24 protein-coding genes and 1 tRNA gene are annotated in these 22,894 nt (G+C 67.4%); 11 read left to right on the top strand and 14 right to left on the bottom strand.

Going from position 1 to position 22,894, the window contains the following annotated elements; all coding sequences use genetic code 11:
• Window positions 1–6: 6 nt before the first annotated feature.
• Window positions 7–852 carry an endonuclease III gene (gene nth, locus FND50_RS03840; protein ID WP_043943640.1) on the bottom strand — a complete coding sequence of 282 codons (846 nt, stop codon included), beginning with the start codon at window positions 850–852 and terminating at the stop codon, window positions 7–9.
• Between the two features lie 21 nt (window positions 853–873).
• On the opposite strand from nth, the gene FND50_RS03835 reads away from it, so the two are divergent.
• Together FND50_RS03835 and FND50_RS03830 are read left to right on the top strand one after the other, a co-directional pair.
• Complete coding sequence (locus FND50_RS03835) at window positions 874–1,146, top strand: hypothetical protein (RefSeq protein WP_005248489.1); 273 nt, start codon at window positions 874–876, stop codon at window positions 1,144–1,146.
• A 219-nt stretch (window positions 1,147–1,365) separates the two neighbouring features.
• Window positions 1,366–2,040: a Crp/Fnr family transcriptional regulator gene (locus FND50_RS03830; protein WP_005256089.1), complete on the top strand. Its 675-nt coding sequence runs from the start codon at window positions 1,366–1,368 to the stop codon at window positions 2,038–2,040.
• A gap of 64 nt (window positions 2,041–2,104) precedes the next feature.
• Here FND50_RS03830 and FND50_RS03825 read toward each other — a convergent pair whose 3' ends face one another.
• The 3 genes from FND50_RS03825 to FND50_RS03815 are packed head-to-tail and all read right to left on the bottom strand — an operon-like array spanning window position 2,105 to window position 3,547.
• Complete coding sequence (locus FND50_RS03825) at window positions 2,105–2,896, bottom strand: MBL fold metallo-hydrolase (protein ID WP_005256088.1); 792 nt, start codon at window positions 2,894–2,896, stop codon at window positions 2,105–2,107.
• 4 nt (window positions 2,897–2,900) lie between these two features.
• Complete coding sequence (locus tag FND50_RS03820) at window positions 2,901–3,377, bottom strand: RidA family protein (RefSeq protein WP_005256087.1); 477 nt, start codon at window positions 3,375–3,377, stop codon at window positions 2,901–2,903.
• A 5-nt stretch (window positions 3,378–3,382) separates the two neighbouring features.
• Window positions 3,383–3,547 carry a DUF4177 domain-containing protein gene (locus FND50_RS03815; protein WP_005248493.1) on the bottom strand — a complete coding sequence of 55 codons (165 nt, stop codon included), beginning with the start codon at window positions 3,545–3,547 and terminating at the stop codon, window positions 3,383–3,385.
• A gap of 54 nt (window positions 3,548–3,601) precedes the next feature.
• On the opposite strand from FND50_RS03815, the gene FND50_RS03810 reads away from it, so the two are divergent.
• Both FND50_RS03810 and FND50_RS03805 read left to right on the top strand, forming a co-directional pair.
• Complete coding sequence (locus FND50_RS03810; protein ID WP_054245902.1) at window positions 3,602–4,618, top strand: ArsA-related P-loop ATPase; 1,017 nt, start codon at window positions 3,602–3,604, stop codon at window positions 4,616–4,618.
• Window positions 4,615–5,754 (top strand): ArsA family ATPase, encoded by a 1,140-nt coding sequence (locus tag FND50_RS03805; protein ID WP_144284802.1) that lies wholly within the window; start codon window positions 4,615–4,617, stop codon window positions 5,752–5,754. The genes FND50_RS03810 and FND50_RS03805 overlap by 4 nt, the downstream gene beginning before the upstream one ends.
• A 63-nt stretch (window positions 5,755–5,817) precedes the next feature.
• Here the strand turns inward: FND50_RS03805 and FND50_RS03800 are convergent, their stop codons facing one another.
• Window positions 5,818–6,141, bottom strand: coding sequence for a WhiB family transcriptional regulator (locus FND50_RS03800; RefSeq protein ID WP_005248496.1), 324 nt, complete (start codon window positions 6,139–6,141; stop codon window positions 5,818–5,820).
• A 258-nt stretch (window positions 6,142–6,399) separates the two neighbouring features.
• Here FND50_RS03800 and FND50_RS03795 point away from each other — a divergent pair, with 258 nt between their 5' ends.
• Entirely contained in the window at window positions 6,400–8,745 is a 2,346-nt protein-coding gene (locus FND50_RS03795) for a transglycosylase domain-containing protein (RefSeq protein WP_144288969.1), read from the top strand.
• Window positions 8,746–8,799: 54 nt separating this feature from the next.
• Here the strand turns inward: FND50_RS03795 and FND50_RS03790 are convergent, their stop codons facing one another.
• Window positions 8,800–9,267, bottom strand: coding sequence for a GatB/YqeY domain-containing protein (locus tag FND50_RS03790; protein ID WP_005248498.1), 468 nt, complete (start codon window positions 9,265–9,267; stop codon window positions 8,800–8,802).
• Between the two features lie 67 nt (window positions 9,268–9,334).
• Here FND50_RS03790 and FND50_RS03785 point away from each other — a divergent pair, with 67 nt between their 5' ends.
• The 3 genes from FND50_RS03785 to FND50_RS03775 all read left to right on the top strand — a co-directional run bounded on the left by FND50_RS03785 (window position 9,335) and on the right by FND50_RS03775 (window position 11,568).
• On the top strand, window positions 9,335–10,306 hold the full coding sequence (locus FND50_RS03785) for a metallophosphoesterase (protein ID WP_144284801.1): 972 nt from the start codon (window positions 9,335–9,337) through the stop codon (window positions 10,304–10,306).
• Window positions 10,307–10,360: 54 nt separating this feature from the next.
• A tRNA-Pro gene (locus FND50_RS03780) sits at window positions 10,361–10,434 on the top strand.
• A 126-nt stretch (window positions 10,435–10,560) separates the two neighbouring features.
• Entirely contained in the window at window positions 10,561–11,568 is a 1,008-nt protein-coding gene (locus FND50_RS03775) for an ABC transporter substrate-binding protein (protein ID WP_144284800.1), read from the top strand.
• 1 nt (window position 11,569) lies between these two features.
• Here FND50_RS03775 and FND50_RS03770 read toward each other — a convergent pair whose 3' ends face one another.
• The 3 genes from FND50_RS03770 to FND50_RS03760 all read right to left on the bottom strand — a co-directional run bounded on the left by FND50_RS03770 (window position 11,570) and on the right by FND50_RS03760 (window position 14,663).
• On the bottom strand, window positions 11,570–12,373 hold the full coding sequence (locus FND50_RS03770; RefSeq protein WP_144284799.1) for a metal-dependent hydrolase: 804 nt from the start codon (window positions 12,371–12,373) through the stop codon (window positions 11,570–11,572).
• Window positions 12,374–12,680: 307 nt separating this feature from the next.
• Window positions 12,681–14,150 carry a catalase gene (locus tag FND50_RS03765; protein WP_144284798.1) on the bottom strand — a complete coding sequence of 490 codons (1,470 nt, stop codon included), beginning with the start codon at window positions 14,148–14,150 and terminating at the stop codon, window positions 12,681–12,683.
• A 54-nt stretch (window positions 14,151–14,204) separates the two neighbouring features.
• Window positions 14,205–14,663 (bottom strand): Fur family transcriptional regulator, encoded by a 459-nt coding sequence (locus FND50_RS03760; protein ID WP_005256074.1) that lies wholly within the window; start codon window positions 14,661–14,663, stop codon window positions 14,205–14,207.
• A gap of 93 nt (window positions 14,664–14,756) precedes the next feature.
• On the opposite strand from FND50_RS03760, the gene FND50_RS03755 reads away from it, so the two are divergent.
• Together FND50_RS03755 and FND50_RS03750 are read left to right on the top strand one after the other, a co-directional pair.
• Window positions 14,757–15,068 (top strand): helix-turn-helix transcriptional regulator, encoded by a 312-nt coding sequence (locus tag FND50_RS03755; protein ID WP_005256073.1) that lies wholly within the window; start codon window positions 14,757–14,759, stop codon window positions 15,066–15,068.
• A complete protein-coding gene (locus tag FND50_RS03750) occupies window positions 15,065–15,487 on the top strand; it encodes an SRPBCC domain-containing protein (protein WP_005256072.1) in 423 nt (140 codons plus the stop codon). Before FND50_RS03755 ends, FND50_RS03750 begins: the two co-directional genes overlap by 4 nt.
• Window positions 15,488–15,492: 5 nt before the next feature.
• Here the strand turns inward: FND50_RS03750 and FND50_RS03745 are convergent, their stop codons facing one another.
• The 5 genes from FND50_RS03745 to FND50_RS03725 all read right to left on the bottom strand — a co-directional run bounded on the left by FND50_RS03745 (window position 15,493) and on the right by FND50_RS03725 (window position 21,837).
• Window positions 15,493–16,137 carry a hypothetical protein gene (locus tag FND50_RS03745; protein ID WP_144284797.1) on the bottom strand — a complete coding sequence of 215 codons (645 nt, stop codon included), beginning with the start codon at window positions 16,135–16,137 and terminating at the stop codon, window positions 15,493–15,495.
• Complete coding sequence (locus FND50_RS03740) at window positions 16,121–17,833, bottom strand: FAD-dependent oxidoreductase (RefSeq protein WP_144284796.1); 1,713 nt, start codon at window positions 17,831–17,833, stop codon at window positions 16,121–16,123. The genes FND50_RS03745 and FND50_RS03740 overlap by 17 nt, the downstream gene beginning before the upstream one ends.
• Window positions 17,830–19,320, bottom strand: coding sequence for an NAD(P)/FAD-dependent oxidoreductase (locus tag FND50_RS03735; protein WP_144284795.1), 1,491 nt, complete (start codon window positions 19,318–19,320; stop codon window positions 17,830–17,832). Before FND50_RS03735 ends, FND50_RS03740 begins: the two co-directional genes overlap by 4 nt.
• Window positions 19,317–19,910, bottom strand: coding sequence for a TetR/AcrR family transcriptional regulator (locus FND50_RS03730; protein WP_080606127.1), 594 nt, complete (start codon window positions 19,908–19,910; stop codon window positions 19,317–19,319). The genes FND50_RS03735 and FND50_RS03730 overlap by 4 nt, the downstream gene beginning before the upstream one ends.
• Before the next feature lie 100 nt (window positions 19,911–20,010).
• Window positions 20,011–21,837, bottom strand: a complete 1,827-nt coding sequence (locus FND50_RS03725) for a multicopper oxidase family protein (RefSeq protein ID WP_144284794.1) — start codon at window positions 21,835–21,837, stop codon at window positions 20,011–20,013.
• Window positions 21,838–21,937: 100 nt separating this feature from the next.
• Here FND50_RS03725 and FND50_RS03720 point away from each other — a divergent pair, with 100 nt between their 5' ends.
• Entirely contained in the window at window positions 21,938–22,876 is a 939-nt protein-coding gene (locus FND50_RS03720) for a formylglycine-generating enzyme family protein (protein WP_144284793.1), read from the top strand.
• The last annotated feature ends 18 nt before the right edge of the window (window positions 22,877–22,894 follow it).

Here is a 22,894-nt window from a genome sequence, read left to right as displayed (position 1 = left end):
CTACCCTCACCTGCCGGCCAGACGCAGCAGATGCTCCGTCTCCGGTCCACGAACCAGTTCGGCGGCGACGTCGGGGTCGATCGGGCCCAGCCCGTACGACGGACAGTCCTTGGCGAGCACACACACCCCGCAGGCGGGCTTGCGGGCGTGGCAGACGCGCCTGCCGTGGAAGATCACGCGGTGCGAGAGCAGCGTCCACTCCTTGCGCTCGATCAGGGCGCCGATCGCGTGCTCGACCTTGACCGGGTCTTCCTCCTCGGTCCACTTCCAGCGTCGGACGAGCCTGCCGAAGTGGGTGTCGACGGTGATTCCCGGCACATCGAACGCGTTGCCGAGGATCACGTTGGCCGTCTTCCGGCCGATCCCGGGCAGCGTCACGAGGTCCTTCAGATTGCCGGGGACCTCGCCGTCGAAGCGTTCGAGCAGAGCCTGCCCCAGCCCGATCAGTGAGTTCGTCTTGTTGCGGTAGAAGCCCGTGGACCGGATGTATTCCTCGAGTTCGGTGCGTTCGGCCTCCGCGTACGCCTTGGCGTCGGGATAGCGGGCGAACAGCGCCGGCGTCACCATGTTCACCCGCACGTCAGTGCACTGCGCGGAGAGGATGGTCGCGACGGCGAGGTCGAGTGGGGTGGTGAAGTCGAGCTCGCAGTAGACGTGTGGGAAGGCCTCGGCGAGCCGCCGGTTCATTCTCCGGGCGCGCCGGACGAGTCCGATCCGGGTTTCGTCCTGTTTCGCGGCCCGCGAACGGGTGCGTCCACGCACTTCGGAGCCGTCGCTGGGGGTCGCATGCACGGGATCAACTCTACGGATACCCGACCGATCCGAATCGCCGCTGTGTCGCTTCTGAGACATTTCCAGTGTTTACTTCCCGGTATGCAAGGTCTCGCTGTGGTCCTCTTCCCAGTGCTGCTGATGCTGTTTGCGCTGGCAATGGAGCGGGTGGAGTTCAGACTCCGCCGGCTCACGGTTCGTCAGCAAGAGGTGGAAGAGTTCCTCGACCAGGCAAGTCACGACGAAGTAGCCACCCTGGCCCACGAAGGTTTCCCCCACGCATTGGCACGCTTCCATCGACGTCGCAAGGGTCGGTCGGGCTTCGAATCCGACGACGCCGCCGTCACCGAAGTGGGCTCGCGGCGCGCCAGCTGAGCGCTGGGCAGCCCCCGAATCAGCACACCGAAGGACGCATCCCCCGGTTAACTTTTGCGACTTCCGTGGTATCGGTCACTCAGACCGAGCCGTCTCAACGTAGACTTCAGAGCCGTACCTGTTGCACAGCGACACGCCGCGGATCACCGGGGCATCGTCGACATGCAGCAAATCGCGCACAATATGCATACAGACGAACAATATTCCCAAGGAGCGCACGTGGACGACGTCCTGGCAAGAGCCGGCATCTTCCAAGGAGTCGAGCCCTCAGCGGTAGCGGCGCTGACCAAGCAGCTGCAGCCTGTCGACTTCCCCCGCGGACATGTCATCTTCAACGAAGGTGAGCCCGGTGACCGCCTGTACATCATCGTTTCGGGCAAGGTGAAGATCGGCCGCCGCTCGCCGGACGGCCGTGAAAACCTGCTGACGATCATGGGCCCGTCCGACATGTTCGGTGAGCTGTCCATCTTCGACCCGGGTCCGCGTACGTCCACCGCCACGACGGTCACCGAGGTCCGCGCGGTCAGCATGGACCGCGAAGCGCTCAAGGCGTGGATCGACCACCGCCCGGAGATCGCCGAACAGCTCCTGCGGGTGCTCGCGCGCCGTCTGCGTCGCACCAACAACAACCTGGCCGACCTCATCTTCACGGACGTCCCCGGTCGTGTCGCCAAGGCGCTGCTGCAGCTCGCGCAGCGGTTCGGCACCCAGGAGGCGGGCTCGCTGCGCGTCACCCACGACCTCACGCAGGAAGAGATCGCCCAGCTCGTCGGCGCTTCCCGTGAGACCGTCAACAAGGCGCTCGCCGACTTCGCGCACCGCGGATGGCTGCGCCTCGAAGGCAAGAGCGTGCTGATCTCCGACTCCGAGCGCCTGGCACGTCGCGCGCGGTAGTCCCGGCACCTACGACTGCGGCCACCCCCTCACAGCGAGGGGGTGGCCGCAGTCGTTTCAGTGACTAGTCGAGGCTGCGCAAGTGGGCGAGCTGCACGTTGACGGACTTCTCCGCCACCGGCCACAACTTCGGGTCGACGTCGGAGTAGACGTGCTCGACCACCTCGCGGACGGTGGGGGTGCCGCCGAGTTCGCCGAGCGCGGCCCGCACCTGATCGAGTCGCTCCTCGCGATGATCGAGGTACTGCTGCGCGACGACGTTCAGTTCGGGCAGTTCGGGTCCGTGGCCGGGCATCACCCGGTGTCCGGTTCCGAGGTCCAGCAGGCGGCGCAGCGACGACAGGTAGTCGCCGAGGTCGCCGTCCGTGTCGTCGAGCACAGTGGTGCCGCGGCCGAGGATCGTGTCGCCGGTGAGGACGGTGCCCTCACCTTCCACGGTGAAGGACACCGAATCCTTCGTGTGCCCGGGCGTGGCGATCACCGTGAGCGTGAGCCCCGCGACGTCGATGGTCTCGCCGTCCACGAGGGTTTCGCCGCCGCCCCGAAGGAATTCGGGATCCACCGAACGCACGGGCGCACCGGTCAGTTCGAAGAACCGCTGCACTCCCCCGGTGTGGTCGAAATGACGGTGCGTGATCAGCGTCAGCGCGACCGGTCCGAGTGCCGCGACGCGGGCGAGATGCTCCTCGTCGGCGTCACCCGGATCGACCACCACACACTCGTCCCGGCCCGGCGCACGAAGAATCCACGTGTTGGTTCCGTCGAGCGTCATCATGCCGGGATTGTTCTCGAGCATGACCGAGACGATCGGGGTGACCTCCCGCACCTGGGCGTAGGCCGGATGGGCAAGCGTCATGGCACTACGACTCCGGCCGCACTTCGGCGATCAGTTCCACCTCGACGGGTGCGCCGAGCGGCAATTCCGCGACGCCGACGGCCGAACGCGCGTGGGCGCCCGCGTCCCCGAACACCTCACCGAGGAATTCGGAAGCGCCGTTCACGACACCGGGCTGACCGGTGAAACCCTCGGCGGACGCGACGAATCCGACGACCTTCACGATCCGCACCACCGAGTCGATGCCGACGAGCGCGTCGACTGCCGCCAGCGCGTTGAGTGCGCAGGCCCGGGCCGCGGCCTTGGCGTCTTCGTCCGACACGCCGGCGCCGAGCTTGCCCGCGACCGTCAGCTTGCCCTCGACGATCGGCAGCTGCCCCGACGTGTAGACGTAGTTTCCGGTGCGCACGGCGGGCACGTAGGCGGCCACCGGCGGAACGACGGACGGCAGCGTGATGCCGAGCTCGGCGAGGCGAGCGGACCAGTTCTGTGTCTCTGCCACGGCCGTCAGCCCTTCGGACGCTTCAGGTACGCGACGTGCTGCTCACCGGTGGGCCCGGGCAGAACCGTCACCAGTTCCCAGCCGTCGGTGCCCCACTGGTCGAGGATCTGCTTGGTCGCATGTGTGAGCAGCGGAACGGTGGCGTACTCCCAGGAAGTCAATTCACTCATGCCGGTGAGCCTATCCCCCGCACATCCCGGCTCCCAGACTTATAGGCTCGACCCGTGGTTGCATCCCCAGACCAGCTCACCCCGACGTGGCCCGAGAAGGCCGCGCAGGCCCGGCTGCACTTCGTCTCCGGAAAGGGCGGCACCGGAAAGTCCACGGTGGCCGCCGCGTTGGCTCTCGCACTGGCCGAGGGTGGGCGTCGCGTGCTGCTGGTGGAAGTCGAGGGCCGGCAGGGAATCGCCCAGCTCTTCGACGTGCCCCCGCTGCCGCCGCAGGAGACGAAAGTCGCGGCCGCCGAGGGTGGCGGGGAGGTCATGGCGCTGGCCATCGACATCGAGACCGCGTTCCTCGAATACCTCGAGATGTTCTACAACCTCGGCTTCGCCGGCCGCGCGATGCGCAAGTTCGGCGCCATCGAGTTCGCCACCACCATCGCACCGGGGCTTCGGGACGTGCTGCTGACCGGCAAGATCAAGGAATGTGTGGTGCGCACCGACAAGTCCGGCAAGCGGGTGTACGACGCCGTCGTCGTCGACGCCCCGCCGACCGGGCGGATCGGCAACTTCCTCGACGTGACGAAGGCGATGGCCGACCTCGCGAAGGGCGGGCCGGTGCGTTCGCAGAGTGAGGGCGTGGTGCGCCTGCTGCATTCCGACGAGACCGTCGTCCACCTCGTGACACTGCTCGAGGCGCTTCCGGTGCAGGAGACCACCGACGCCGCAGAGGAACTGGTCCGGGCCGATCTGCGGCTGGGCGCCATCGTCGTCAACCGCACCAGCCCGCAGTTCCTGCCCGCCGAGACGCTGGCCGACGCCGCGAAGGGGCGCATCGACGCCGAATCGATCCGGGCCGGACTGCAGAAGAGCGGGATCACCCTCGACGAAGAGGATTTCGCCGGGTTGCTCACCGAGACGATCGAGCACGCGTCCGTCCTCGAGGCACAGGAGGAGAGCGCCGGTCAGCTCAGCGAAGTGGATGGCGCGCGACTGCATCTGCCGTCCCTCGCCGACGGTGTCGACCTGGGCGGACTGTACGAACTCGCCGAATATCTGACGGAACAGGGTGTCCGATGACCCAGACAACTGAACACGAACGTCGCCGCACCGCCTCCGCTCTCGATGTCGCGGGGATTCTGCAGAACAAGGCGACGCGGATCGTCGTGTGTTGCGGCGCCGGTGGCGTCGGCAAGACCACTACAGCCGCATCGCTGGCACTGCGCGCGGCGGAGCAGGGGCGAAAGGTGGTCGTGCTGACCATCGACCCGGCACGCCGGCTCGCGCAGGCGCTCGGCGTCGCGGAACTCGACAACACGCCGCAACCCGTGGAGCTCGGACCGGACGCGACGGGCGAACTGCACGCCATGATGCTCAACATGCGCCGCACGTTCGACGAGATGGTCATCGAGCACTCCACGCCGGAGAAGGCGGAGCAGATTCTCGCGAACCCGTTCTATCAGACCGTCGCCACCTCGTTTTCGGGAACGCAGGAGTACATGGCGATGGAGAAGCTGGGGCAACTCGCCTCCAGCGACAAATGGGACCTGGTGATCGTCGACACCCCGCCGTCCCGCAACGCCCTGGACTTCCTCGACGCACCCCAGCGCCTGGGCGCATTCCTCGACGGTCGCATGATCCGGTTGCTCACCGCGCCGGGTCGCGGTCTCACCCGGCTCGTCACCGGTGCGATGGGCCTGGCGCTGCGCGGCGTCTCCACCATCGTGGGTAGTCAGATGCTGTCGGACGCCTCGAGTTTCGTGCAGTCACTGGACTCGATGTTCGGCGGTTTCCGGGAAAGAGCCACGCGCACTTACGAATTGCTCCGGCAGCCGGGCACGAAGTTCCTGGTGATCGCGGCCGCGGAGCCGGATGCATTGCGGGAGGCGGCGTTCTTCGTCGACCGGCTCGCAGGCGACGAGATGCCGCTCGCGGGCCTCGTCCTGAATCGGACGCACCCCACTCTCAGTTCCCTGTCGGCCGATCATGCGGTCACTGCCGCCGACCAACTCGGGGACCAAGACCCCCTCACCGCCGCTGTGCTGCGAATCCACGCCCATCGGGCGGTGATTGCCAAGCGTGAGGTCCAACTGCTGAGCCGGTTCACGGCCGCCCACCCTCGGGTGCCGATCGTCGGCGTGCCCTCGCTGCCGTTCGAGGTGTCGGACCTCGAGGCGTTGAGAGCGGTAGGTGACCAGCTCACCCGCACGAGCTGATCAGCTCGCTGCCGGAGAACCGGTCACCCGCCTGTGCCTGTCTGCGATTGCGATCCTCGAATTTCAGACAGCGGATTGGTGCTGCCGCTGAGCTTCGAAGAAGTCGGACCATGATTCCACCTCGGGGTGCTGCTTGAGCAACGCCCGGCGCTGACGTTCCGTCATGCCACCCCACACGCCGAACTCGACACGATTGTCGAGAGCATCGGCTCCGCACTGCATCAATACCGGGCAATGCCGGCAAATGGTTGCGGCCTTGCGCTGTGCTGCGCCGCGTACAAAAAGTTGGTCGGGATCGACTTCCCGGCAACGAGCCTGGGTAACCCAGGCGATTCGCGCTTCTGCTTGCTCGACGTCCAGACGGCTGGTTGGGGTGGTCATGTGCATTCGTTTCCCCTCTTCGAGTCTGCACCCCCCGGCACCTAGCACGCCGAGGCTGCACCACATAAGCGATGGGGTGTTATCTCCATCACACTGTTCCAACAATTTAGGTAAAGAAACCGCAACGCGCAAGACGAAGAACACGCTTTTTTGGTACGCCCGTCCATACCCCGTGCTCAGGGCATTTTCCTGGCCGAATTCCGCGCCCAACCAGCGCACCCGCAGACCCCACGTACTCTGTAGATCGTGTCGATTGCAAAAACAGTGGGGAAGCTCGCGGGATCCTCCGCCTTGGCAGGAGTGCTCCTCGCCGGCGTGATGTTTCCGCTCGCCGGCGGGTTCGGTTACGCCTCCAACAGGGCGGCTGACACCGTCGACAACGTCTCCGCGGAACTGGTCGAAGGAACGGTTCCCGCGGTCTCGACGATGGTGGACTCGGCGGGCAATCCCATCGCGTGGCTGTACGACCAGCGGCGCTTCGAAGTGCCCAGCGAAAAGATCTCCAACGAGATGAAGCTCGCCATCGTCTCCGTCGAGGACCGCCGGTTCCCCGAGCACAAGGGTGTCGACTGGCAGGGCACGATGCGCGCCTTCCTGACCAACACCACGAGCGGTGAGGTGCAGCAGGGCGCGTCCACCCTCGACCAGCAGTATGTGAAGAACTACCAGCTGCTCGTCGTGGCCAAGACCGACGCCGAACGCCGGGCGGCGATCGAGACGACGCCCGCCCGCAAGATCCGCGAGATCCGGATGGCGCTGACCCTCGACAAGGAACTCACCAAGGACGAGATCCTCACCCGCTACCTCAACCTGGTTCCGTTCGGCAACGCCTCGTTCGGCATCCAGGACGCCGCACAGACCTACTTCGGCATCGACGCGTCCGAACTGAACACGCAGCAGTCCGCGATGCTCGCGGGCATGGTGCAGTCGAGTTCGGCGCTGAACCCGTACACGAATCCCGATGGCGTCCTCGAACGACGCAACGTGGTTCTCGACACGATGATCTCGAACATTCCCGAGCGCGCCGCCGAACTCCGGCAGCTCAAGGAGACGCCTCTCGGCGTGCTGCCCGAGCCCAACCGGCTGCCCCGCGGGTGCATCGCGGCCGGCGACCGCGGCTTCTTCTGCGACTACGCGCTGCAGTACCTGGCCAACGCCGGCATCAGCCGCGAGCAGATCGACAAGGGCGGCTACCTGATCAAGACGACGCTCGACCCCGCGGTCCAGGCGTCGACGAAGGCGGCACTCAGCGCGAACGCCAGCCCGGGGCTCGACGGCATCGCGAACGTCATGAACGTGGTCCAGCCCGGCCAGGATTCACACCGGATCCTCGCGATGGGCAGTAGCCGCACCTACGGCCTCGACGCGAACGCCAACGAGACCGTGCAGGCGCAGCCGTACTCACTGGCCGGTCACGGCGCCGGGTCGATCTTCAAGATCTTCACGACGGCCGCCGCGATGGAGAAGGGCCTCGGCACGAACGCCATCCTGGACGTGCCCGGGCGGTTCGAGGCCCGGGGCATGGGTAGCGGTGGTGCACGAGGCTGCCCCGCGTCCACGTACTGCGTCGAGAACGCGGGCAAGTACCCGCCGGCACTGTCGGTGACGGACGCCTTGGCGCAGTCCCCCAACACCGCGTTCGTCAAGCTGATCCAGGCGACCGGCGTCGCCCCCACCGTCGACATGGCGGTTCGGCTGGGTCTGCGCTCATACGCCCAGCCCGGCACGTCGGGATTCGACGACCGCAGCATGGCCGACTTCCAGAAGGATCAGAACCTGGGTTCGTTCACCCTCGGTCCCACGTGGATCAATCCGCTGGAACTGTCGAATGTCGCGGCGACGCTCGCCTCGCACGGCAAGTGGTGCCCGCCCACCCCCATCGATTCGGTATTCGACCGTGAAGGCAAGCCCGTCTCGGTCACCCAGCAGGCCTGCGAGCAGGTGGTCGAACCCGGCCTCGCGGACACGCTCACCAACGCCATGAGCAAGGACGACAAGCCCGGTGGCACGTCCGCCGGGGCGGCGGGCAGCGTCGGCTGGACGCTGCCGATGGCAGGCAAGACGGGTACCACGGAATCCCACATGTCCTCGGGCTTCCTCGGATTCACCAACAACTTCGCCGCCGCCGTCTACGTGTTCGGCGACTCGCCGACACCGGGTGAGATCTGCTCGGCCCCGCTGAGGCCGTGTGGCGACGGCAACCTGTTCGGTGGAAACGAACCGGCGCGGACCTGGTACGCGGCGATGAACCCCATCGCCAACAACTTCGGGCCGACGACGCTGCCGCCGGTCGACCAGAAATACGCGCGCGGTTCGCAGAACGGTCAGGTTCCAGACGTCACCGGACTGAGCCAGTCGGCCGCGACGTCCCGTCTGCAGGGTGCGGGGTTCACCGTGAACGCGGTCACCACCGAGTCGCAGGCGGCCAAGGGGACGGTCACGAGCGCATCGCCGTCCGGTTCGGCCATTCCCGGGTCGACCATCACGATCTACGTCAGCGACGGATCGGTGAAGGCCGCTCCTCCGCAGGCGCCGGCTCAGGGGATCCCCGTTCCGCCCATCCAGCTGCCCGGCCTGCCGCCGATCCAGTTGCCGCCCATACCCCGGTAACCCCCACGTGAGTGGGAAAGTGTGGCGACACACGCTTTCCCACTCACATGCGGGTCAGAGGCGGGACTTCACCGCGTGCGAGAGCCGCGAACCGTCGGCCTTGCCGCCCGCGAGTGCGCCGGCGGCCTTCATGACCTGACCCATCTGACGCATCCCGGGACGCTCACCGATCTCCTCGGCCACCTGGGCGATCGCGGTGTCCACGACGTCGACCAGTTCCGCGTCGGTCAGCGGCGTCGGGAGGTACTCGTCGATGATCTGAGCCTCGGCCCGCTCCTGCGCTGCCAGCTCACCTCGACCGTTCTCGGTGTAGATCTCGGCGGACTCGCCGCGCTTCTTCGACTCCTTCGCGAGGACCTTCAGCACCTCGTCGTCGGTGAGCTCGCGCGCTTCCTTGCCGGAGACTTCTTCGGTCTGCACGGCGGCCATCAGCATGCGGATGGTGGCGGTGCGCAGCGAATCCTTGGCCTTCATGGCGGCCGTCATGTCGGAGCGCAGTCTTGCTTTCAGTGAATCTGGCATGGGCGAAACGCTACGCGCCCCGATTCGTCCACTGCATCTCGATTGCGCTCATCAGTATCCTGGAAGAGTGTCTGACGAGTTCCGTGCCAACCTGACCCGCGCCGCCCTGGGTACGGCGGGTGCCGCCGCCCTCGGCATCGGCTACGCCTCGCTCATCGAGCGCAATGCGTTCGCGCTGCGCGAGGTCACTATGCCGGTACTCGAACCCGGGTCGTCGACGCTCCGCGTGCTGCACATCAGCGACCTGCACATGATGCCCGGACAGCGGCTGAAACAGAACTGGCTGCGGGAACTGGACAACCTCGACCCCGACCTCGTCGTGAACACCGGCGACAACCTGTCGCACCAGCGGGCGGTGCCCGCAGTGGTCCAGGCACTGGGGAATCTGCTCGCCCGCCCCGGACTGTTCGTCTTCGGCAGCAACGACTACTTCGCGCCCAAGCCGAAGAACCCGCTCACGTACTTCCGCAAGGAACACAAGCGCGTCCTCGGCGAGCCGCTGCCGTGGGGCGACCTGCGGGCCGCGTTCACCGAGCGCGGCTGGTTCGACGTCACGCACGTCCGCCGCGACCTCGAGGTGTCGGGTGTCCGGATCGCGTCGGCCGGAGTCGACGATCCGCACCTCAAGCGCGACCGGTACGACACGATCGCCGGTCCGCCCAATCCGCTGGCCGATCTCCGGCTGGGCATCACCCACTCGCCCGAACCGCGGGTGCTCGACCGGTTCGCGGACGACGGCTACGACCTCGTGCTGGCGGGCCACACGCACGGCGGTCAGCTGTGCCTGCCGTTCTACGGCGCGCTGGTCACCAACTGCGACATCGACCGTTCACGGGTGAAGGGTCCGTCCAAGTGGGGTGCACACACCCAGCTGCACGTGTCCGCGGGAATCGGGACGTCGCCGTGGGCGCCCGCCCGCTTCTGCTGCCGCCCCGAGGCGACGCTCCTGACGTTGGTTCCGGCTCAGCGCGGCGGCTCGGACGCCGACGCCGCGCGGGGTCGCGCCGAGTCGTCGGAGAGCACCGTTATACGCAACTGACCAGGGGATTTAATGGTGACTGGTTGGGTAATGTAAGCTAGCCGAGGTTCAACACGGGGTGTGGCGCAGCTTGGTAGCGCGCTTCGTTCGGGACGAAGAGGTCGTGGGTTCAAATCCCGCCACCCCGACAGTGTGAGACACCGAGAAGAGGCCTTGACCGGTTCGCCGGCCAGGGCCTCTTCTGCATGGTGGGGTGTTTCCGTTTGCGGCGACCCCGCGACCATCGGTCCGAAACCTCAGGCTAGCCTCACCTCATGTCTTCGAGGCTCTACGTACGCGCCGGGCTGGTCGCCCTGGCCACCGTCTTTCTCGCCGCCTGCGGCACCACCGACACCGGGTCGTCCGCCGGCAACGCCGACGTCGCCACCGGCGGCCGCCAGTTCGCCACGGCGGACGCCGAGACCGCCAAGCTCGGCACCGACGCCGAACCGGGCGTCTTTCCCCGGACCATCACCCACGCCCTCGGCGAGACCGTCATCGAGAAGAAGCCCGAACGGGTGATCGTCCTCGACGGCGGTGAGCTGGACGACGTGCTCTCCCTGGGAATCACACCCGTCGGACTGGCCAGCCCGGAGAGCGCCGCCGGTCAACCGTCCTACCTCGCCGACAAGCTGGCCGGGGTGCCGGACGTCGGGACCACCAACAACCTGAACCTCGAGGCGATCTCCGCTCTGCAACCCGATCTGATCCTGGGCAGCAAGCTGCGCGCCGACAAGCTGTACCCGCAGCTGTCGTCCATCGCGCCGACCGTGTTCGGCATCCGCCCCGGTTTCCCGTGGAAGGAGAACTTCCTGCTGGTCGCCGACGCCCTCGGTGAGGAGACCAAGGCGGAGGAGGTGCTCAACGCCTATCAGACCCGCGCCGACGAGGTCCGGGAGTCCATCACGGGCCAGCCGACGATCTCGCTGGTCCGGTTCATGTCCGGCAAGATCCGCCTGTACGGCAACCTGTCGTTCATCGGCGTCATCCTGGGGGACGTCGGACTTCCGCGTCCGACGGTGCAGAACGTCGACGAACTTGCCGTCGAGGTGAGCCAGGAGACGATCGGTGAGGCGAACGCCGACCGGATCTTCTACTCCAGCTACGGCGCGCCCGAGACCACCGACGAGTCGACCGTGGTCGGCGGTCCGCTGTGGAATCAGATGCAGGCGGTGAAGGACGGCAAGGCCGTGCCCGTGAGCGACGAGACCTGGTTCCTCGCGCTGGGGCCCACCGGGGCGATGATCGTCCTCGACGATCTCGAGAACATGCTCGCGGCCTGAGTCACTGCGGGGCGGGCATGAACGCGTCGTAGATTGCCTGCGGCGCACCGTCGATGGCCCAGATGACCATGAGTCCGACGGCCACCGTGAGGGCGGGCCCGAGCACGACCTTCTCGAAGGGCCCGCCTGCCCGGATGGACAGGAACGAGGGGAGCCGGAACTCCCACCACCGTTCCTTCCCGAGCGTGAGGAACGGCGCGAGGAAGGGGACGCCCTCCTTGGTGATGGCGTCCCCGAGGCAGTGGGTGGCGCAGCCGAGGGCCACCGCGATTCCGAGTCCGGTGGAACCGGCCTCGGTGGGATACGACTGCCAGGTGAGCGCGGACAGCACCGCCGCGACCGCCGAAACCGCCAGCCAGCCTTTTTCTTTGGCCAGCTCTCCGGCCAGCCCGCGGAGCGCGAGCCCGAGGCAGACGAACAGCGTCGCGATGATGGCGGGCTTGCCGAACTGGACGACCAGCGCGGACACCCCGGCCCCGATACCCACGGCAAACAGGGCCGTGTGGGTGAGCGTGCGGTGCCCGCCCCGCCGCTTGCCGTCGCGTTTGCCTTTGGTGACGGTGTAGAACCCCAGCGACACCGCATCGACGCCCTTCGCGACGACGTTGCTGACCGGACCGAACGAGCGCGAGACCGTGGACTGGCTCGTGTCCAGGTCCGGGAGAAGCGCCGCTCCGGCGCACACCGCCGCGAACGTGAAGGTCTCGGCGGTCGAGGTTGGCCCACCCCAGTCGAGAGGCAGCAGATCTGCCACCGCCAGACCGACAGCCGCACCGGACATTGCATGGGTGGGACCCATCACCATGGAAGACAGCACCTTTCGACCCCGACTCGGGACACGGTCATCCGAGCCGGTGTCCTGACACCGCCCAACCTAGCAACAACATCCGACACACCCGTCACACCCCTGTGAGTACTTCTCAACCACGGGCGGTTGAGAAGTACTCACGGGCGCGAAGCGCAGTGGCGTCCGTCCCCGCTCGAGGTGGATGATGGAAGTGCACTGCGTGCAGTCGGGCGGAGGAGGGTCGTCGTGGAAACTGTGATCGTGTTCGTTCTCGCCGTACTGATCTATTGGTGGGGCCTGCTCTGAGCCTGCCCCACCAACGACATCAGTTCTGACTCTGCCCTTCCCGGACACCGATTTCCACTCGCTTGCCCAGGTCGGGGTCGACGCTCTTCCAGTACTCGAAGACCCGCAGCAGAACCGGTTCGCTGACACCGCCGAGCGCGTGGCCGACGATGTTGTTCACCAGGCGGTCGCGTTCGTCGTCGCTCAGGACCTCGCGGACGAGCGTGCCCGCCTGCGTGAAATCGCCGTCTTCGGCGTGCTCGATGTAGCCGGCTCGCACGGACTCGCCGTCGAACGCCCACAGGCCCTCGTCGCCGGCGAGCGACGCGTCGGCGTGCGGGCCGCCATACGAGTTCGGCGCGTACACTGGGGTCTCGGGCGAATTGGTGGCGTACCGCATCGCACCGTCCTGCGAGTACGAGTTCACCTGGTTCTTCGGCGCGTTGACCGGCAGCTGCGCGTAGTTGGCGCCGATGCGGTACCGGTGCGCGTCCGCGTAGGAGAAGACCCGTCCCAGCAGCATCTTGTCGGGCGAGAAGCCGATTCCCGGAACGACATTCGACGGCTCGAACGAGGCCTGCTCGATCTGGGCGAAGAAGTTGTCGGGGTTCCGGTTGAGGGTCCACTTGCCGACCTCGATCAGCGGGTAGTCCTTCTGCGACCACACCTTGGTGAGGTCGAACGGGTTGAACCGGTACCCCTCGGCCTCGTCGACGGGCATGACCTGAACCTTCAGCGTCCAGCTGGGGAACTCGCCGCGGGCGATCGTGTCGTACAGGTCGGCGCGGTGATGATCGGGGTCGTTGCCGGCTAGGGTGTCGGCCTCGTCCTGCGTGAGGAACTCGATGCCCTGATCGGTCTTGAAGTGGTACTTGACCCAGAACCGTTCGCCGTCGGCGTTGACCCACTGGTACGTGTGCGAGCCGAAACCGTCCATGTGACGCCACGTCTTCGGGATTCCGCGGTCACCCATCAGCCAGGTCACCTGGTGCGCGGACTCGGGCCGCAGCGTCCAGAAGTCCCACTGCATGTTGTGGTCGCGCAGACCGGATCCCGGCAGTCGCTTCTGCGAGTGGATGAAGTCGGGGAACTTGATCGGGTCCTTGATGAAGAAGACGGGCGTGTTGTTGCCGACGAGGTCGTAGTTGCCGTCCTCGGTGTAGAACTTGACGGCGAATCCGCGCGGGTCACGCCAGGTGTCGGGGCTGCCCTGCTCGCCGGCGACGGTGGAGAAGCGCACCAGCGACTCGGTCCTGGCGCCGGGCTGGAACAGCGTGGCCTTCGTGTAGCGGCTCACGTCGTGAGTGACGACCAGTTCGCCGAATGCACCGCCGCCCTTGGCGTGGACGACGCGCTCCGGGACACGCTCGCGGTTGAACTGGGCGAGCTTCTCGATCAGGTAGTGGTCGTGCAGCAGGATGGGGCCCTGCGTGCCCGCGGTGAGGGATTCGTTGTCGCTGGCGACGGGAATTCCGAAGTTGTTGGTGGTGGCGCGCTGTGTTTCAGGCATGGCAAAGCCTCCAGGTTGCATCGGGTGAGGGTGTAGCGGTGGGGACGGACGGGGTCAGGACAGGGCTGCTGCCGACCCGGTGCCGCTCTGCGCGCCGGTCTGGCACTGCGAGCAGAGCCCCCAGAAGACGACCTCGGCCTCGTCGATCTCGAAACCGTGGGCCTGCGAAGGGTCGAGGCACGGAGCCTCACCGACGGCGCAGTCCACGTCCACGACGGTCCCGCAGCTGCGGCACACGAGGTGGTGGTGGTTGTCTCCGGTACGGGTTTCGAACCTCGCGGGCGATCCCGCGGGCTCGATACGTCTGAGCAGGCCGGCGGCGGTGCACGCCTTGAGGACGTCGTATACCGCCTGGGTGGAGACCGATCCCAGCTCTTCACGAACTACGGCCGCAATGTCGTCGACGTCGGAATGCGGCCGTACGGCAACCGCATTCAACACTGCAACACGTGGTGCAGTGACACGCAGGCCCACCTCGCGCAGCTGCGCTTTGGGATCCGTGTCGTGTCGCATGTGTTCCAGTATCGCGCTTTTTTGGAATTAGTCAAGAAAAGGATGGGTCGAAAATTCTTGACATGTCGGAAATCTCCGACATAAAGTCGCGGCGTGCCCGACGACGACGTCTTCATCGCCCTCGCCAACCCCGTGCGACGGCGCCTGCTGGAAATCCTGGTGGACGGCCCCCTCACCGCCGGAGACCTCGCCGGCCGGTTCGACCTCAGCCGGCCCGCGGTGGCAGAGCACCTACAGGTCCTGCGCCGGGCCGGACTCGTCCGCGACGAACCGTCCGGACGGCAACGGCACTACCACCTGACCGCCGAGCCGCTCGCCGACGTCGGCGACTGGTTGCACCCGTTCGAGCGGTTCTGGCGTGGCCGCTTGCGCACACTCGCCGACTTCCTCGAGGAGGACTCGTGACCGACCGCACCACCACCAAGATCTCCGTCGATCAGTTCATCGCCGCGCCGCCCGCCAAGGTGTGGCGCGCCCTCACCGAGCCGGAACTGCTCGCCCGCTGGTGGGCCGCGGGCGACATCGCCGCCACGGTCGGGCATCGGTTCCACCTCGAGATGCCCGGCTGGGGTGCCGTTCCCTGCGAGGTTGTCGAGGTCGAACCCGAGCGGCGCTTCGTCTACACGTTCACCGAGAACTGGACGCTGGTCTGGCGCCTCGTTCCCGAGGGTGCGGGCACCCGCCTGTTCCTCGACCACTCCGGCTTCGACCTCGACGACAAGCGCAGCCGCGACGCATTCGAGCGGATGGGTCCGGGCTGGCGCGACACCGTGCTGCCCCGTCTCGCCGGCGTGGTGGCGGACATCGGACCGCGACCCGCCTGAGCGGGTCAGCGGAGTTGCGCGGGTCCGGTGGTCATCCGGCCGTCCGTGATCACGATGCCGTGGTGTGTGCCGGGCGTCAGCCAGTCACCGAGGGTGGGACCTTCGGCCGCCACGTCCACGCGGGCATATCGGAAATGGCCTCGCAGTCGTGCGGATGCCGTGACGAGGCCCCGGTCGCCGGGTTGCGCGAACCCCAGCGCTCCGGCGAGCGGTAGTCGCGGGCCGCGCGGCCGAGTGTTCGTGGTGACGCGCCACGCGTCGGACGACGCCTCGAAGTCGCCGTGCACGTCGCCGTCGAACTCGGCCGGCACCTTCGGCAGGCTCCAATGCACCCGTCCGCCGTGTACGGAGGGTTCCGAATCCACGGCGATGAACGGGACCGCCATGCGGGGCAGGACGCCGATGCGACGACCGGGCGCGCGGAGCACCGGACTCGCGAGGATCTCCCGGTAGGGGCCGACCGGCGAGTCCAGGTAGTCGACCATCATCGCCAGGGTCAACGGCACGGTGGCGCCGTCGGGTCCGAGCGCACGGGCGGCCGCAGTGCTGCGATGCCACCACAGCGTCGCGCGGACTCCCGCCGGCCACGGGGGCGGCGAACTCTCGGGCCAGTCGGTGCGCTGGGTGGTCGATTCAGGCACGCTCCACATCGACTGTCTCCTTTCGGGTTGCGACCGTCAGCGGGAGCCGCAGCGCACCCGGCGCGTCGGCGGGCACCACCGGATTCCGGGGCGGCGACGGTTCGATACGTACGTATGGTTCGCCCGGCTCGGGCCGAGCATCGACCTCACCCTTGTTGGGCCACAACGCGAATGCACGCTCGGCCTGGGCGGTGATGGTGAGCGACGGGTTGACCCCGAGATTCGCGCTCACCACGGAACCGTCCGCCACGTGCAGACCGTCGTGTCCGTACGCCCGCAGGTAGGGGTCGACGACACCGGTGTCCGGCGAGTCCCCGATGGTGCAACCCCCGAGGAAATGCGCGGTCATCGGAATGTTCACGACGTCGGCGAACGAACCGCCGGGGTCTCCCCCGATCCGTTCGGCCACCTTGCGGATGGCCGTGTGACCCTGCGGGATCCACTCGGGCGGCGGATCTCCGGGTCCGGGCCGGCTGGTGACCGCGCGACCGAGGCGGCCCTTGCCCTTGGCCAGTTCGAGCGAATTGTCGTCGGTCTGCATCACGAGCGCGATCACGGTGCGTTCCGACCAGTGCCGCACCGACAGGCTGCGTACGAACGCCCCGGGGCGGCGCAACGCGACGCCGACCGTCTTCAGCAGCCGCGGCGTCCTGCCGCCGCCGTCGCTGAGGACGGTCTGCAACAGTCCGATCGCGTTGCTGCCCTTGCCGTACCGGACGGGTTCGATGTGGGTGTGATCGTCCGGGTGGAACGAGGACGTGATGGCCACACCCTTCGTGAAGTCGGTGGCACGGTTCTTCGCCGTGGCCGCGAGCACCGCTTCCGAGTTGGTGCGCACCACCGATCCCAGCCTCGGCGACAACCGCGGCAGCGCACCGGCTTCCTTCATCGCCAGCAGCAGCCGGGCGGTGCCGTACGTACCTGCGGCGACGACCACCTGGTCGGCGGTGAACGTGTGCTCGCGCTTGCGGATGCCGTCGGTGCGGCGGGTCCGCAGCTCGTAGCCGCCACCCGATCGGGGGCGCAACTCCGTCACCGTCGTCAGCGGATGTACCAGGGCGCCCGCCTTCTCGGCGAGGTGGAGGTAATTCTTGACGAGCGTGTTCTTCGCGCCCACCCGGCAACCCGTCATGCAACTGCCACACTCGGTGCACCCCGTGCGCTCAGGTCCCACTCCGCCGAAGAACGGATCGGCCACCCGCGACCCCGGTTCGCCGAAGAAGACGCCCACCGGTGTGGACGTGAACGTCTCACCGGCGCCCATCTCCTCGGCCACCTCACGCATGACGGCGTCGGCGGGGGTGAACGACGGATTGGTCGTCACGCCCAGCATCCGTTTCGCCTGCTCGTAGTACGGGGCCAGCTCCGACTGCCAGTCGGTGATGTGCGCCCACTGCTTGTCCTCGAAGAAGCGGCGCGGCGGCTGGTAGAGGGTGTTCGCGTAGTTCAGCGACCCACCCCCGACGCCCGCCCCGGCCATGACCAGGACGTCGGGGAGGAGGTGGATCCGTTGCACGCCGTAGCAACCCAGCCACGGCGCCCACAGGTAGCGCCGCAGCCGCCAGCTCGTCTCGGGCAGCTCGTCGTCGGCGAAACGTCTGCCCGCTTCGAGAATACCGACCCGGTAGCCCTTCTCGGTGAGCCTGAGCGCCGCGACGCTGCCACCGAAACCGGAGCCGACCACGATCACGTCGTAGTGCGTCACGCGACGGTCTCCTTCGCGGCCCTACGCCGTGAGACGTAGTTCTCCTGGTCGAAGCGCTGGAGCTGGGAGCGGAACTTCCAGGTGAAGGTCGGCCACTGGACGGAGTTCCGTCCCTCGGAGTCGTAGTACCAGCTCGAGCAGCCGCCCTTGTTCCAGACGGTGGACTGCAGGTCGGACTGGATGCGGGTGTTGTACCGGCGCTGCGCCTCCTCGGTGACCTCGAAGGCGGTGACGCCGCTGCGGTGCATCGCGTTCAATGCGTCGGTGATGTACGCGGACTGCGATTCCAGCATGTAGACGATGGAGCTGTGCCCGAGGTTGGTGTTGGGACCGTACATCAGGAACAGGTTGGGGAACCCGGCGACGGTGGTCCCCTTGTACGCGCTCGGGCTCCCGTCCCAGTGCTCGGCGAGCGTGCGGCCGTTCGCACCGCGCAACGCGTGCGCCACAGGAGGTTCCGTCGGCGTGAAGCCGGTCGCGAAGATGATGGTGTCGACCTTGTGCTCGTTACCCACCGCGTCGACGACGCCGTCCGGCGTGACCCCGGCGAGTCCCGCGTCGACGAGCGCGACGTCGGGACGGTCGAGGGTCCGCAACCAGTCGTTCGACAGCAGCATCCGCTTGCAGCCGATCGTGAAGTTCGGCGTGAGCTTGCGGCGCAGTTCGGGATCGCGCACCTGCCTGCGCAGGTGCACCTTGGCTACCATTTCGAACACCGGCAGCAGCCCGGTCGCGTGTGCGAGCACACCACCCAGGGCCTCGCGGAAACTGTACACGGACCCACGGACAGCCTTCTGCACCACCGGAAGTCGCCGGTAGATGCCCTTCTCGGAGCCGGACAGTTCGCGGTCGAGGCGCGGGATCACCCAGGCGGGCGTGCGCTGGAACACGGTGAGATGCTCGGCCGCGGGGGCGATCTCCGGGACGAACTGCACCGCAGACGCACCGGTGCCGATCACGGCCACGCGCTCACCTGTGAGGTCGTGGTCGTGGTTCCACGTCGCCGAATGGAACGTGGTGCCGCCGAACGTCTCCAGCCCCGGCATGTCCGGGACGCTGGGCGTCGACAGCGCACCGGTCGCGGCCACCACGACATCGGCGGTCAGCGTTCCGCGGCTCGTCCGGACGGCCCAGATGGCCTCGCCATCGTCCCAGTGCGCTTCCTGCAGTTCACAATCGGTCACCACCCGGGACCGGACACCGGTGTCGGCCGCGACCTTCTTCAGGTAACGGTGGATCTCGGGTTGGCGGGCGAACGTGTGACTCCAGTCGGCGCTCGGCGCGAACGAATACGAGTACAGCGACGTCGGAACGTCGCACGCACACCCGGGGTAGGTGTTGTCTCGCCACGTGCCGCCGACGTCGTCGCCGCGCTCGATGATCAGGACGTCGGCCTGCGGCTGCGTCTGCAGGATGCGCGCCGCCAGTCCCATACCGGCGAAACCTGCCCCCACGATGAGGGTGTGTACGTGCTGCGGAAGATTCACGACTTCTCCACCTTCGATTCCCACACGGGCAACAGCCGCGCGCGTAGTGACTGTTCGGCCTCGGGGGTGCGGAACAGTGCCGACACCGCCAGACCGCGAACCAATTCGATAGTGAGCTCGATGGCGTCGGCGTCGAACCGATCGCCGAACACCGCCGCCGACCCGCGGCGCAGAGCGTCGTTGACCTTCCGCTCGAGCGGAACCGTCGCCTCGTACAGCGCCGGGTCGGTGCGGGCGGCCACCCACAGCTCGAGGGCCGCATAGAACAGCGGGCCGGAGAAGGCGTCGGCGAGCACTTCGACGCCCCGACCTGCATCCACTTCGGCGGCGAGGATCTCCTCCAGCCGCTTGTCCACGAGATGTTCCACGGCGGCCACCACCAGCGACTCCTTGGTCGGGAAATGGTGCAGCTGCGCGCCGCGCGACACCCCCGCCCGACGGGCGATGCCCTGCGTGGTGGTGCGGGCGTACCCGAGCTCGACCAGGGAGTCGACAGCCGCGTCGAGCAGCTTCGTGCGCATCGCCGCGGTCCGCTCGGCCTGCGTGCGGGCCGGCTTGACTACTTCTGTGTCAGGTGTCACACCTAGCACTGTAGGCGGAAAAAAGAAAACAGTCCAGACTGCTTGTAAGTTTGCGCTGCGCGCCCGTGAGTACTTGTTAACGTCCGGCGGTTAATAAGTACTAACGGGCCTAGGGCACCAGGCGGTACCGCAGCATCATGTCGTGGTCCTCGTGATCGAGCATGTGGCAGTGCCACACGTAGCCCTGCAGGGGATGCGACGACTGCTCCATGTGGCCGTGTCCGCCTTCGGAGTGATCCATCGTGTGCGCCGACATCCCGAACGTGGCGTCCGGGTCGAAGCCGAGTTCGTCGGCGGTCGGGAACCGGACGACGATCCGGGTGATCGAGTTCGCGTCCGCGATCACCGTGTCCTTGAACCCCGACTCCCACACCTGGGGCGCAAGGTTCGGCCCGAGCACGAACGGGTCCGCCGACGGCGTCCACCGCATCCCGACCGCGGGCACCGGGACGGCCTGCATCAGGGCGTTCGTGTCGATCGCCTGCCGCCCGATCACCCGGAACGTCACCAGATGCAGGTGGATCGGATGCGGTTCGGGCGTGACGTTGACGATGTTCCACTGCTCGACCGTCCCCTGCCGGGGCATCTCGATGTCGTCGGTCGTGTAGCGCAGGTTGTTCAGCGACATCAGCGGCGACGGCTGACCGAGACCCTGCGCGAGCTGCATCACCGACACGTTGCGCACCACCGACGGCCGCGCGACGGGCGGGAGGACGGCGAGACCACGGCTTGCGCCCCGCAAAGTCTCCGGCACGCCACCGGTGAACCCGGCGGCGGTCCCCACCCGGAACCGGCAGAACCGCGGCATGATCTGCACCCCGCGCTGCGCGACCTGCGCCGGAATCGGCTCGTCGTTACGCAGTTCCACCGTCGTGCCGGGTGCGAGGGTCCCGAAGTCGACGAGGAGGTCCACCCGCTCGCCGGGTCCGAGCCGGACGTGGTCGGTGGCGACCGGCGCGTCGAGCAACCCGCCCTCGGCGCCGATCACCCAGAACCTCATCCGGTTCTCGAAGAACAGATTCCACACGCTGAACGATGCGGCGTTCACCATCCGCAGGCGGTACAGGCCCCGTGCCACCGACATTTCCGGCCACACCTTGCCGTTCACCACCCCCACGTCACCAGGTGTGGCGGCCTCCCAGCTGCCCTGCGGATTCAGCGGGTTGGACCGGACACTCTGCCGTCCGTCGTCGGTGAAGTTCTTGTCCTGCAACACCAGCGGAAGTTCGAACTCCCCCGAGGGCAGACCGAGCGGGTTGCCGGTCCCCCCGGTGTCGTACTCGTCGCGCAGCAGGTACATGCCTGCCAGCCCGACGTAGATGTTGAGCCGGGTGACGCCCATCGCGTGGTCGTGATACCAGAGCGCGCAGGCCTCCTGCCGGTTCGGGAACTCGTGCACCATCCCCTGCCCGGGCCGCATCGTGTCCTCGGGGTGTCCGTCGAACTCGGGGGGCGTCCGTCCGCCGTGCAGGTGCAGCGACGTCGGCACCTGGGTGCGGTCCTGCTCGCTCACGCCGTGGATCCGCGTGTCGACGTCGGCGGCGAGGGGGTTGCTCGCGATGTCGTTGCGAAAGGTCAGTGAGGTCCGTTCGCCGACGTGGGCTTCGATCGTCGGGCCCAGGTAGTCCATGCCGCCGTAGCCGAGCGCCGGGGACGCCGGCAGGTCGGGATGGAACACGTGCGTCGTGCTGTTCGCGTGCACCTCGACGGAGCTCCCACCCACCATCGGCAACGGCGGCAACTGTTCCCGGAACGGCTGGAGCGGCGGCGAGGAGAAGACGAACGGCCGCAGCGGATCGATCCCGAACGGGTACGCGCTCGCCGATCCCACCCCGACCGCCCCCAGCCCGGCAGTCAGCGCCAGTCCACGAACGAACGACCTACGCGGAATCCGTCCATCCATTCGGAGGAGCCCCCTGCACGGTGAGAACAGCATTGCGAATCGAGTAGCCGACGGTACCGCAACCGTTGCCCCTCTCACCGGGTTTACGGGACGTCCCTTCGCACGGCGGCCGTCGTCGTGCCAGTCTGACCCCATGACTGGTGCAGCTCCGAAGAACATGGCGTGGATCCCCGGGGGCACCTTCTGGATGGGTTCGGAGGACTTCTACCCCGAGGAACGGCCCGTCCACCAGGTGACCGTCGGCGGGTTCTGGATGGACACGCACCAGGTCACCGTCGCCGAGTTCCGGCGATTCGTGAAGGACACCGGTCACGTCACGACCGCCGAGATCGCCCCCGACCCCGCGCAGTACCCGGGCGCGGATCCGGCTCTGCTCGTGCCCGGTTCGCTGGTGTTCACCCCGACACCGGGACCCGTCCCGCTCGACGACTACACCCGCTGGTGGTCGTTCACCCCGGGCGCGGACTGGCGGCACCCCGAGGGTCCGGGCAGCAACGTCGGCGGACGCGAACACCATCCCGTCACGCACGTATCGTGGTTCGACGCCCGCGCCTACGCGGAGTGGGCGGGCAAGGACCTGCCGACCGAGGCCGAATGGGAGTTCGCGGCCCGCGGCGGCCTGGACCGGAAGCCGTTCGTGTGGGGCGAGGAGCACGAACCGGGCGGCAGGCCCGGCGGGAACGTCTGGCAGGGACGGTTCCCGTGGGAGAACCTCCTCGAGGACGGCTACGCCGGGACGTCGCCGGTCGGCCATTTCCGGCCCAACGGTTACGACCTCAGTGACATGGCCGGCAACGTGTGGGAATGGACCACCGACTACTTCACGGTGGATCACTCCGAGAGCGGGAAGAACGTCGCACCCACCAGTTCCTGCTGCATTCCGACCAACCCGAGAGTCGACACGGCACGCGCCGAGAACCCGGACGAGCCCTACGCGCGCCGCGTGATCAAGGGCGGCTCGCATCTCTGCGCACCCAACTACTGCCTGCGCTACCGACCCTCGGCCCGGCAGGGTGACACCGAGGAGACGTCGACGTGCCACATCGGGTTCCGGTGCATCATCCGCCCGTGACGGGCGTTCTCACCTGAC

The organism is Rhodococcus sp. WB9 (assembly GCF_007558985.1).
GTDB classification, from domain to species: domain Bacteria; phylum Actinomycetota; class Actinomycetes; order Mycobacteriales; family Mycobacteriaceae; genus Rhodococcus_F; species Rhodococcus_F opacus.
This window is presented reverse-complemented; position numbering and strand designations above follow the sequence as displayed.